The sequence below is a fragment of the Halomonas sp. AOP22-C1-8 genome, from assembly GCF_052378905.1.
Classification (GTDB): Bacteria; Pseudomonadota; Gammaproteobacteria; order Pseudomonadales; family Halomonadaceae; genus Vreelandella; species Vreelandella citrativorans.
In genome coordinates this window covers 21484-33318 of sequence record NZ_JBQSYD010000029.1, presented here as the reverse complement: position 1 = coordinate 33318, position 11835 = coordinate 21484, and the positions used below count along the sequence as shown (strand labels likewise).

General features: G+C 52.4%; 7 protein-coding genes. 1 reads left to right on the top strand and 6 read right to left on the bottom strand.

Translation table 11 applies throughout. The features are described 5' to 3' along the window. Positions 1 to 82: 82 nt before the first annotated feature. Positions 83 to 1105 (bottom strand): AI-2E family transporter, encoded by a 1023-nt coding sequence (locus ACT3TY_RS14610; protein ID WP_444628733.1) that lies wholly within the window; start codon positions 1103 to 1105, stop codon positions 83 to 85. Positions 1106 to 1867: 762 nt separating this feature from the next. Between ACT3TY_RS14610 and ACT3TY_RS14605 the strand changes: the two genes are divergently transcribed. Beyond that, a protein-coding gene (locus tag ACT3TY_RS14605) for an IS3 family transposase (RefSeq protein WP_085942797.1) occupies positions 1868 to 2955 on the top strand; the annotation gives its coding sequence in 2 pieces (ribosomal slippage) (positions 1868 to 2123 and positions 2123 to 2955; 1089 coding nt in all). A gap of 171 nt (positions 2956 to 3126) precedes the next feature. On the opposite strand, the gene ACT3TY_RS14600 is transcribed toward ACT3TY_RS14605, so the two are convergent. The 5 genes from ACT3TY_RS14600 to ACT3TY_RS14580 all read right to left on the bottom strand — a co-directional run bounded on the left by ACT3TY_RS14600 (position 3127) and on the right by ACT3TY_RS14580 (position 11835). Continuing rightward, positions 3127 to 3579: a hypothetical protein gene (locus ACT3TY_RS14600; protein WP_444628732.1), complete on the bottom strand. Its 453-nt coding sequence runs from the start codon at positions 3577 to 3579 to the stop codon at positions 3127 to 3129. Between the two features lie 646 nt (positions 3580 to 4225). Continuing rightward, positions 4226 to 5248, bottom strand: coding sequence for a hypothetical protein (locus ACT3TY_RS14595; RefSeq protein WP_444628731.1), 1023 nt, complete (start codon positions 5246 to 5248; stop codon positions 4226 to 4228). Further along, positions 5241 to 8870, bottom strand: coding sequence for a toxin VasX (locus tag ACT3TY_RS14590; RefSeq protein ID WP_444628730.1), 3630 nt, complete (start codon positions 8868 to 8870; stop codon positions 5241 to 5243). Before ACT3TY_RS14590 ends, ACT3TY_RS14595 begins: the two co-directional genes overlap by 8 nt. Continuing rightward, positions 8867 to 9742: a DUF4123 domain-containing protein gene (locus ACT3TY_RS14585; RefSeq protein ID WP_444628728.1), complete on the bottom strand. Its 876-nt coding sequence runs from the start codon at positions 9740 to 9742 to the stop codon at positions 8867 to 8869. The genes ACT3TY_RS14590 and ACT3TY_RS14585 overlap by 4 nt, the downstream gene beginning before the upstream one ends. Further along, on the bottom strand, positions 9739 to 11835 hold the full coding sequence (locus ACT3TY_RS14580; protein WP_444628727.1) for a type VI secretion system Vgr family protein: 2097 nt from the start codon (positions 11833 to 11835) through the stop codon (positions 9739 to 9741). The genes ACT3TY_RS14585 and ACT3TY_RS14580 overlap by 4 nt, the downstream gene beginning before the upstream one ends.

The following is an 11835-nucleotide window of genomic DNA, read 5'->3' as shown; positions in this document are numbered from 1 at the left end:
TGTGGATAATCGTTATAAGCTTACCGCCCAGCCAACAGGGGGTAAATCATTTATGGCTAATCGTTACAGGGCTAACGAAGAATTACGGCTCTTTTTTATCGTCGTCTTCATGCGCCACATAGAGACGATTCACCATTACGAATAAAACAACCGCCAAGGGTGCGGCCAAAATAACGCCAGGTAAGCCAAACAACGTGCTGCTTGCAAGGAGCGCAAACAACAATAGCGCCGGTGGCAGGCTGACGGCACGCTGCTGCACCAAAGGCTGCAAAATATTACCTTCAATCTGCTGAATAATAACGTAAGCCATCAATACGAAGAGCGCCGTCTCAGGGCTGACCGTATACGCCAACAGCAGGGCAGGAATAGCGGCGGCAATGGGGCCGACCAACGGTACAAAGTCCAGAAGACCGGCAACTAGTCCCAGTCCTAATGGCGCTGGCACGCCCAGCAGCCACATGCTGATACCCACCAGTACGCCCGTTACCGTCATGGCGACTACCTGACCGCCTAGCCAATAGCGCAATGCCTTACCACTCGCATCCAACGCCTCGCCCAAGCGCGGACGGCTTTTAACCGGTGCCAGTAATAAAAGACCACGGCGGTATAAGTCCGGCTGAGCCGCAAAATAGACCATCCCAACAATCAACACGAACAAATTGATAATACTGCCGCCCATTGAAACCACGATCATGCCGACCTGAGACACACCGCCTTGCATTATGCTTCCCGCATTTTCCACGGCATTATCGATCAAGGGTGCCAACTGCGAATCTTCAAGGCGCTCTCGTAGTTGTTCCCATGCCTCAGGCAGCATGGTCGTAAGCGACTCCATTTCAGCAGCAATCTGTGCCCCGAACCCCCAACTCATGAATCCCAATCCACCGCACAACACTACCAACACAATAAGCAACGATAGCCAGCGCGGCATGCCGCGGTTTAGTAGTGGCGCCATGCAGCTTTGCAAAACACAGGCGCCCACCACCGCGCCAAAAATCAAGATCAGCAACCCTACGAGCTTCCAAAGTATCAGGGCGAGAGCTGCCAACATGAAGGTGATAAGTACGCACTCCGTGAACCGCTGATGTAAATACGTTGATCGCATTCAATACTCCCTTTGCGGATGCTTTGAATACATCAGGCTAGCAGCGAAGTGAACAGTGGGTTTGTGTGATATGTGACGGCCTTACTGATCCAATACACGTCCAAGCGGGAAGACCCACTCAATGCAGCACACGAAAGTATTCGCTGCCCCATCCCGGAGCCGTACAAACGAGTACCTGGTACTGCAGTGCCGTCGCCCTAGCAAGGCCTGAAATACGCGGTTAACGCGAAACGACCTAACCGCTAACGCGCTTACGGGGCAATTCAATATAGACGCTACCGTATAGCGTCTAATAACGAATTTGAAATCGCTGCGATATTTTATAAGAAGACTTTAGAGAGAACACCAAGAACAACCTCTGTGCAGCAACGATTACCGCCCTAGCACTTTCTGAATACCTTTTAAAAACCTATGCTTATCAACTTCCATAACGTTTCTTTACATAGTCAGAAAAAGCATAACGCAGAACCGTTAACCCTCGCACAGTCCTAACCAAAAAAGCCCGCTAACACAAACTAGCTGCATTATTACTACCAACATAAGACAAAAAAATAATTAATACCCCATCATGAAAGAACAATCAATAATAAAAAACACACCCCAAATATTCTTTATATTAGATTGACTAGAAATACGAAGTGCTCTATAGATAATGTGTGTTATGTATAACTCTTAAAATAAAAACGTCACAGGGTAATCCCCCCGAAAAATAATCGCGGTGATAAGTGGAATTTTGTACTCTGAACAGACAGGAGATTCCACATGCGAAAATCACGTTTTACCGACAGCCAGATCATGGCGATTCTGAAGCAAGCCGAATCTGGCGTGCCGGTTCCTGAACTTTGCCGCGAGCACGGTATGAGCAGTGCCACGTTTTATAAATGGCGTTCGAAGTATGGCGGTATGGACGCGTCCATGATGAAGCGCCTCAAGGACCTGGAAGACGAAAACCGTCGGCTCAAGAAGATGTACGCCGAAGAGCGCTTGAAATCCGAGCTTCGCCAGGAGGCCCTTGAGGGAAAGTGGTAAAGCCATCTCAACGCCGAGAGATGGCAAAAAATGCAGTTGATGCCGATCGCTGCAGTGTACGGCTGGCCTGTGTGGCCTTTGGTATCAGTGAGACCTGTTATCGCTACCGGGCAAAGCTGAGCCATGAGAACGCGGTGATTGCCGACTGGCTGGTGCGTTTAACCCATAACCAGCGTAACTGGGGGTTTGGGCTGTGTTACCTGTATCTGCGCAACGTGAAGGGCTTCGGCTGGAACCATAAGCGCATCTACCGGATTTACCGGGAGCTGGAGCTTAACCTGCGGATCAAGCCCAAGAAGCGACTGGTGCGGAAAAAGCCGGAACCCTTGTCGGTACCGCAGGTTCTGAACGGCTGTTGGTCTATGGACTTCATGCACGACCAGTTGGCAGACGGCCGAACGTATCGATTGTTCAACGTGCTCGATGACTACAACCGGGAAGGTCTGATCATCGATGCAGACTTCTCGCTGCCGGCAGAGCGCGTAATACGCTCTCTCACGCAGTTGATCGAATGGCGCGGCAAGCCAAAAGCCATTCGCTGTGACAACGGCCCGGAATACATCAGCGGTAAGCTCGTTACCTGGGCAAGGCAGGAAGGCATTGAACTTCGATATATCCAGCCGGGGAATCCGCAGCAGAATGCTTATGTTGAACGCTACAACCGAACAGTCCGTTATGATTGGTTGAGCCATTATCTTTTCGACTCGATCGCTGAAGTACAGGATTTTGCCACACGCTGGCTCTGGACGTACAACCACGAGCGACCGAACATGGCATTGGGTGGGATAACACCGAAACAGAAGGTGGCCATGGCGGCCTAACCAACTCTACTTATCGCTCCGGTTATAAATGGGGGGATTACCTTTCAGCGTAGGTAATGGGTGTCAAATCAGTCATTTTTGTATCGTTCTTATATAAATACAGGCTGTCATGCTAGCAGAGCGATTTACTTGCAGTTAACCACCGCCCTGCCACAAATACACAAAAGAAGCTTAACCGAAATAAAACGCCGAGAGGCGATCCTGCAGCTCCACTATTTTCTGATTGAACGCTTCATCATCCATATCCCGCCAAAAACGGGGTGGGCGCGCTATTTCTTTGTCCCACTCCAGGGTGGTGGGGTCTAGCGGACGGAACTGCTCCCACTGAGGGGAGTCTGGCAAGGGCTGAGAAGTATCCATAAAACGCTGCAGCATATCCCAGGCAGCCAATTGATCCAGGCGACTGGTGACCCCAAACATGCCCACTAGTGCAACATGGGCCTCAACGCTGTAGTGCACAAGGCTTAGATTGTATTGTGCAATGCCTTGGGAAGACGGTGAGCTTTGTATATAGCAGTCGAACTCATGGAAGGGTAGTTCATGGGCGACCTTCCAAGCGGTGCTTTTCTTAGCTGAGTTGGCAAATACTTTCACCATGCCCGTACGTCGATTCAGCTCCCACATAGGGCCTGGCTGGAAGCCAGAGGTATAGTCGGGAAACAATCGATAAAGTAGACTTGAACCTCCCCACATTAATAAAGAAAGAACTATATATATTCCATTGCTTAAAAAAACAGCTATCAACTCTTCTTTTAAACTAATATTTTGAGAAGGAAAAAAAAGGCTTAACAATAATGATATACATAAAACAAAGAGGCTCAAAAAAAAACCCACCATCCCAAGAGATCGAATAACTCCAATAAAAAAATTAATTTTCGTTTGACTCGTATATCGCAAACACTCTTCATCCCACCGTAGCGGATGTTCAGGGCGATCACTTGGCCGAGGCGAGTGATTGGGCATCTGCTCCAGCTCACGCAGTCGTTTAGGTGGCATATCCACCAGCTCTCGAGCGGGAAATAAGGCTTCCGTTGGGCGGCGATAGGCAAGCCGCTGCCCCGAAGCCGCGGATAAGCGAAAGCGTTTGCCTTGGTGGCAGGGCTCTGAACGCGGCCATAAGAACTTCTCAAAAGTATGCGCGGTGTCAGCGTAGGTAATGGGTGTCAAATCAGTCATTGAGCATCGTTATGATGTAAAGGCAGATCAGCATGTAGACAGAGCGGTTATATAACATCAGTTTACCGCCCTACCACAAATGCATAAAAGAATCTTAACCGAAATAAAATTCAGAAAGCCGGTCTTGCAGCTCCACTATTTTCTGATTGAAAGTTTCATCATCCATATCCCGCCAAAAGCGGGGGGGGCGGCCTATCTCCTTGTCCGCTTGGGTTGTTGTAGGATCAAGAGAGCGGTACATTTCAAAAACGGGTATGTCAGGTAAAGACTGTGATGTATCCATATAGTGCTGCACCATGTCCCAGGCAGCCAATTGATCCTGTCGGCTGGTGACCCCAAACATGCCCACTAGCGCGACATGGGCCTCAACGCTGTAGTGCACAAGGCTTAGGTTGTATTGAGCAATGCCTTGGGGCGTCGGCGAGCTTTGTAGATAACAATCAAACTCATGGAAGGGTAATTCATAGGCTACCTTCCAAGCGGTGCTTTTCTTAGCAGGATTTGCAAAGACTGTGACCATCCCCGTTCGCCGATTTAGCTCCCACATAGGGCCTGGCTGGTAGCCTGCTGAAAAGCCAGGAAATAAACGGTAGATTAGACTTGCGCCACCCCAAGCTATTATTGAAAAAGCCAAGGCAAAAAAAGCAATATCCCATCCGGAGTAACGAAAAAAATCAGGCCAAAAATATAAATCAGGATGACTACTGATATAAAAAGCGGACATAAAACCAATACTTAAAATGCAAACCGGCATCATCCAAACTAAACCTACAAAACCAAGAGCTTTAACAACTCCAATTATAAAATCAGTTTTGGTTTGGCTTGAGTAACGCAAGCACTCTTCATCCATCCTTATTGGATATTGTTGATAGCCTTTAGGGCGAGGTGAGAAATCCGGTTGACTTTCAATATCTCGTAACTGTGCAGGAGCAATTAACTCAAGCCCTTTCGCAACAGGAGGTATACTAATGGTAGGATTTCTTGGCGCAAGCCGCTGCCCTGAAGCTGCGGATAAGCGAAAGCGCTTGCCGTGGTGGCAAGGCTCTGGGCGCGGCCATAAAAATTTCTCTGAGGTATGCGCGGTTTCAGCGTAGGTAATGGGTGTCAAATCAGTCATTCGCACTCTCGTTATCCTGATGGGTCATTTCATCGGCCCAATAGGGTTGTTGTGTACGGGTAAAGTCTGGGATTAATGGATTCCCGCTGGCTGTTTGGGTCGGCTTAGGCGCTGGTAACATTCGCGGTAACTCGACGCTATTTTGACGTTCGTTTTGGCGCTGCCACTGCACACGTACTTTTAGTTTATGCTGGGTACGCCGCTCACGACTCCGCCACGACCCCGGCTGGGTAGTGGTTACAGGGGTATAGAGATAGTACTCCCGCCCATCTGTTGTGCTACGTTCAAATAACGGCTGCACCATGTCGCCCAGTTCTTTACCGTCCTCTATCCACTGAGAGTACCCATCCTTACGGAATTCATGCTTGTATTCGGTGGTTTGCTCAAACCTGAAGTGGGCTACCTGCTCCCAGCCAGGCGCCAAACCGGGCAAGTTACTGTTGACCACCACCCGCGTATTGGCGATGGGGCCGGAAAAGCGATTGGCGGCCTGCTCGGCAATCAGGTTTTCAGCGTGGGTAGGGGAAGGTGATTGGCTAAGGATGCCAATGGCGGGCCGCTGCTCTCCATCCGTTGCGACCATCTCGGCGGTCATTGCTCCAATAGGCTCTACACGGATACGAATATTGGCAAACAAGCTCACCAACCGCTCAAACGCATCCGCCGGGTCATTGCGCCAATCGTAGCGGCCATTGGTGCCAAAGGGGCCCAGCCGCAGCCACTCCTCAATATCATTATCCGTTAACTTGATTGCAATCAGAGCGGCGGCCAGAGACAAACCTAATGCAATCCAGCCCACCGGCCCTAGCCCTAACCACAACGGGCTGGTTTTAAATAGCGCGCTGCCAGCGACCACTAAGCTACTAATAGATGCTAGGCTTAGCGCAATACCTGCGCCCACATTACCATGTTGAAAGCGATTCCAAGCATCCCATGCAAGCAGCACTGAACTAACAGCACCCGCCAGTACACCAGCAAAATTGACAAGGGATACAGCACCTTTTAATTTTCCTCCTAGAGTAGCCAGTACACTAGACTGAGAGCGGACAAGCGCATCTCCCAGAAGAAAGTGGCGACTAATTACGCGAGCACGGACTACCTGTAGCCGTTGATGTCGTTCACCATAAAATTCAGCGGCTTTTGAAGAGGCAATAGTTAAATCAAAAACAGCACTAAATGCCCCAGCTTGACCCCGCCTAGACTGACTGACATTTAAACTTATCAACTCCTGTCTTACATTAAACAACTCAAACGCCGCAATTAAATAGGGCAAACGCAAACTTTCAGTTGCTTTGGAGAAGCTCAGTTGATGCCGTGCTCGTCGCGATAACTGTACTGCTTTCGAATTTGTTTCTGCCACCAGCACGGTGAGGTGTTGCTGCCCGGCCGCTTCTGCCGCAGCGGCCAAACGCCGTGCCTGACTTGGGGTCAGTGTTTTACCCGACGCATCACGCACCGCGCTTTCAAAACTTTGCCGCGCCTGTGCTTGTGCCCCCCGTTGGGTGGCATCGCGTTCCTGAGCGGTCAAGCCGTTACGTAGCTGGCCCGCATTGTCTTTCACACCGAGAATCACAACATCTTCACGTATAACGCCGCGGGTAGCTGTCAATTGGCCATACAGCTCTGGAAAACCGACGCGCGCTAATCGTGCGACCGGTAGCACAATGGCCTGTTGAGCGCTTTGGTCGAACAGCACTTCCACTTGCTCAGCCAACCGCCCGAACAGTAGATCAACCACCCCACCCCAGCGTTTTAGCTCAGGGCTTAACAAAGTTTCTCCGCCATCACTGGCTAACGCTGCCAACCATGCGGTTTCCAACAGCTGTACATCGTCGTCTTCTGTAGGCGGGTCAAGCAGGTGCTGTTCTGATATCGCCTTCAGCCTGATTAGGCCATCGCCTCGGTTTTCATCCTCTTCCGGCTCTTCCGGTAACGATAACGGCGCGTTTAAGGGGGTGCTTTCATCGCTAGGGAACAGCATGGCATGCAGTGCGTAATTGCTATTGTCACTTAGAATATTGACCAATAGCTGTTGCGCACGTGATAGTGCGGTGGGCGTTGAGTCATTAAGCGAATCAGCCCGCTCTGCGCTTTCACGCAAGCCTTCCAGCAAATCAAGGGTAAGCGAATATGCCCCAATGTAATCGTGCCCCTCAAGGCTTAAAAGATCGGCAAGTACCGCTGTACCGGGGCGGCTGAGTAGCAGCGAAGAAAGACGTTGCTGGTAAGCGTCAAACTGGTAGCGTGCCAGCGCCCTGTGGGAGCCACGTAAGATGCGATGAAGCTCTCCCGTATCACTTAAGTCGGCTTTATCCGCAAATCGGTTGAGGGGGTTGGTTTCTCCTGAACTGTTCTGCTGTTTCAGAATCGTTTGATTGACCAACGCAGCACATTCATAAAGCTCGTCTTCTGCCGCTAGTGATGGAATTTGCTGTAGATACCCTAAACTGGATTGGGTTCCGCGCATAGCATGGCGCAATTCAAACAGCGTGTCTTGAATCACTAATCCAGGAATATTGCGCTCTGTTATATCACTTAAGCAGTTGGAGGTACTCCCCAGCGGCTCCTGCCAGATATTGTCAGCTTTTTCATCGCCGCTTTCTTGTTGCAAACGCGCGCCAAGAGCTGCCAACCGTGCGAATGCCTGCAGATAGAGCGGAGATGAAGACTGGCCTTGAGCACGCGCCATTTCAGCATCAGCCGATGCGCGTGCCTGTTCTCCCCCCGCGTCAAATACCTGCAGCTCTTGAGCCGCTTGATCGCGTAACTGTTGCAGAAAACTGCCTTCAAGGTCGCTGGTCAGCTGGCTCGGAAAAGCAATATTTTCTTCCAAGAAAGGTAACCGCAAACGCTGTTCGCTGTTTCCTTCAAGCAGGTAGAGCATACCTAAAGAGGGAAAATTGTTGCTACTCGATAAATTAATTGATTGGCACCGCGTTAAACGCGCCTGTTGATCTGTTTCTAGGTAATTTAAACGGGCGGCAGACAACTGCACTTCAGAAAAGGCAACGCGCAGTTGACCATCAATGGCCCGCTCTTCCTGGCGGTAAGGAAGCCAGACTTCCTCTAGCGGAACACCAACAGCAGGCCGACGATCCTGTTGATGTTGTCCCAGCTCATTGCGATGCTCCGCCACATGGACATCACGAAATTCTAATTTGCTCTCTTCATCATTGGCGCTGACCTCCAGCTCACGCCATAACGTCTCTTCAAAGTAAATATAGAGATAGCCAGAGCGTAGAGGTAAAGCATGCCGCGTATCGCCAGTCACCTCTTGAAACAATGCCATAGGCATGACTGGTTGGATAATATTGTCTTGATAACGGGGCTTGCGCTCATTTTTATAAAGCCACTTTAACAGGGGCAGCTTGATTGGCTCGCCTGCTTCAGTGGCAATATGGAGCTGTGCATCCACACGCTGCAAACCTTGCCAACACCATTTGTGCAGGACACTTGTTGGGTCGGAAAGCTTTTCTGTTTCTGCCTCGCCAAAATCGTCCAGGCGTTCACCGCTATGCTGATTGACGATAACGATCTCATGCCCTTCCGGATGATCTTTACCCATTACCTGAATAAATAGCTTTTCACCTTCACAGGCCGGGTTACCCAATACACCACTCATACGGTGAAACTCCTGGTCTTTGACTGGGAAGTATTCTCTGCACGCCGCTCGATTTCCTGCAGCCGATTAGCCGCTGGCAACTCACTTACGCCTGCTAGCCATTCGCCGGGCGTTAAGGTTAGGAAAATCTCTAGCACTTTTTGCAAATGTTCGCGGGGAGGCTCAAGCCGCATAGCGGCCAACACTCGTTGGGCAAAGTAGGTAATATCTTCTTCTGAAGACTCCCTGGCTCTCTTTTGCTTAGTCCACTTACGCCAGACGGCCTGAACTAATACAAAGTTTTCCATCGCCGTTTCCTGCGGTGGTGAAAGCTTGTAAGGCGCCTCATCTTCATACTGCTCTTCTGTTCGCTGCTGGTGTGGCTGTCCCACACAGCTGTACCACCGTTTTCCACGCTCTGCTATCTGAACCCAGGTGCCACCGAACCAAACAACCCTTTCCAGCGGGCCGAGCCATCTATCAATCACCGAATCTGCGCTAAAAAACACGCCCGCAATACAAGGATCATAAAAGCGAAATAACGCTTTTCGAGATCCATAGAAGTGAATTTCGAGACGTTGACGAAGATGTTTCAGTACGGCTTGTTCTGTTTCCTCGCTCATTATCAAAACGCCTTGGCTAACAGCGGTATCCTGCTGTTGCGAATAGGCAAGCCAAAGCGCACTTCCTCGCTCAATACGAACAACCAGAGGGCTGTATTCGTCCAGGGAGGCGTATTTAGTTTCGTGAAATAAATACGTCAGTTGTGGCGATGGCTCTAACTGGTAGATGCGCTCTAACGTTTCTGGGTAACGATCTACCACCAGCCAGCAAGACAATGCGTGGTTAGGTTCAACGCCCTCTATACGTGAAGCAGGCAGCAGCTCACTCATGCTGCCCTTCCTCCTTCGTCGCATGGGCAGTCTTTACCTAGCGGGCACGGCCCACCATTCGACGGTTTCTGGCAAAGCTCTACTAAGGGTTGATGCTCCACCATTGCCTGCTCTAAGCGATGCCCCACAATAGGCCCCATAGTGACATCCTCATGCGTCTCCGTGGCCGCCTGCCCCGGCAACTGCGGCGCCTGTGCCGCCTGCCCACTCCCCGAGCCCGGGCTTCCCCCGGAGTTGATCTTGACCTGCGGGCCCACAATAGTGACGCCGCTGGGGTCGATTTTCAGGAAGCTGCCGCCGGCTTTCAGGGTGATCTCGGCGCCGGCTTCGATCACTACCTTCATGCCGGCCTTGTGGTGAATCTCCTGCCCGGCTTCCACCAACTGCGCCTGGCCGATGTTGTCGTGGCGGGTGCCGTTCACGGTCAGGTGGTCGTCGCCGTCCACCTGGCTGTAGCGATTACCGTGCACCGTGTGGTGGTCGTCGTTGTCAATTTCGCTGATACGGTCGTTGTGTACCTTGAGGTGGCTGTCGTTCAGGATCTCTTCGGTGCGGTCGTTGAGCGTTAACAGCTCCAGGTCTTTCTGGGCGTGAAGCCAGATCTGCTCTTCACCGGCTTCGTCCTCAAAGCGCAGCTCGTTAAAGCCTTCGGCCTTGTGGCTCTGGGTGCGCAGCACCGTACGCGTCTTGTGTTCGGGCAGCGAGTACGGCGCGGTGTTGACGGCGTGATAGGTACGTCCGGTGACCAGCGGCTGGTCCGGGTCGCCTTCCAGAAACGAGACGATCACCTCGTGGCCGATGCGCGGTATGGCAATGCTGCCGTAGCCACCACCCGCCCAGCTCTGAGCCACACGCACCCAGCAGCTGGCGGTTTCATTGGGCTCGGCGTAGCGGTCCCAGGGGAACTGAACTTTTACGCGGCCGTGTTCATCGCAGTAGATCTCTTCGCCTTCCGGGCCGACCACAAACGCGACTTGGGGGCCATCAACGCGCGGTTTGGGATTGGGCGTGGCACGCCAAGGGGCGTCGCCGGGCATGAGGGTGACCTGGTTGAAATAGCGCGTCATGCCGCTGGCATCGCTGTGCGTCATACCATCTTCTTCCAGCGCCTGGGGCTGCTCGCCTACGTGGTGTACGGCCACCACTTGCCAGTCGCGGTTAAGGCTTTGCGTGTCGTGACCGGTCAGGCTAAAGCGTACGCCGGGGGCAAGTTCGGGCAGGTCGCTTTCGGCATTCGCGGTGATCGCTTCGCGGCGCAGCTCTTCCAGGCGGATGCGGGTAAACGGCTGGCCCGAGGCGTCCTGCTTGTAGCGGCCGGGGTAATCGAAGTGCTCGTAGTCGGTCTGCTGGCCGTGGGCTTCCACGTCGCGGCCCAGGTGTTCGTGCAGTTGGGCGTAGGCCGGATTCTTGAAGCTGTAGTCTTTCAGGGTGGCAGTGGCCGCCGCTACGCGGGCGGTGTGGCTGAGCTTGCGCACATGGCGCGTGGGCGCGGTGCCGCCGGCGCGGCTGTGGTAAGTGCGCTCGCCTACATTCGCCAGCACTTGAGGGTCATCGGCGAATACCAGCCGGTGGGCGCTCTCTTCAAATTCATGGAAGTAGAACAGCCCTTCTTCGGCAGCCAGGCGCTCGATAAATGCCAGGTCAGTCTCGCGGTACTGCACGCAGTATTCGCGCTCGGGCAGCTCGCGGGTGACGGCGAAGGCCACGTCGGTAATGCCACGTTCGTCGCACAGGGTATTGATGATGGTCAGCGGGTCGACTTTCTGGAAGATACGCGAGTTGTGGCGCAACGAAAGCCGCCAGAGCGCCGGGCGCAGCACCAGGGAGTAAAAAGTGCGTCGATGGCCGCGGTCGCCGCGACCAAACTCGCTAACGATACCGTGCACATGACGCAACGCTTCACCATCCTGCCAAACGGTCAGGGTGGCTTCGCGGTCCAGCAGCTCGGCGGCGTCCAGCCGGCCATCGCGGCTGGCCAGGTTGAGCACCAATTCAAAAGGCTGGGAGAGCGCTTCGCGGTGGGTAAAATCGATCACCGCGATATCATCAACGCCGGGTAACGTCAGGGTAAATTGCAATCCTGTGCTTGCCAT

What these genes read in the sequence shown, in the direction of transcription:
- ACT3TY_RS14610 (WP_444628733.1), bottom strand. Translation starts at nt 1,105, where the DNA reads ATGCGATCAACGTATTTACATCAGCGGTTCACGGAGTGCGTACTTATC.
- ACT3TY_RS14600 (WP_444628732.1), bottom strand. Translation starts at nt 3,579, where the DNA reads ATGTGGGAGCTGAATCGACGTACGGGCATGGTGAAAGTATTTGCCAAC.
- ACT3TY_RS14595 (WP_444628731.1), bottom strand. Translation starts at nt 5,248, where the DNA reads ATGACTGATTTGACACCCATTACCTACGCTGAAACCGCGCATACCTCA.
- ACT3TY_RS14590 (WP_444628730.1), bottom strand. Translation starts at nt 8,870, where the DNA reads ATGAGTGGTGTATTGGGTAACCCGGCCTGTGAAGGTGAAAAGCTATTT.
- ACT3TY_RS14585 (WP_444628728.1), bottom strand. Translation starts at nt 9,742, where the DNA reads ATGAGTGAGCTGCTGCCTGCTTCACGTATAGAGGGCGTTGAACCTAAC.
- ACT3TY_RS14580 (WP_444628727.1), bottom strand. Translation starts at nt 11,835, where the DNA reads ATGGCAAGCACAGGATTGCAATTTACCCTGACGTTACCCGGCGTTGAT.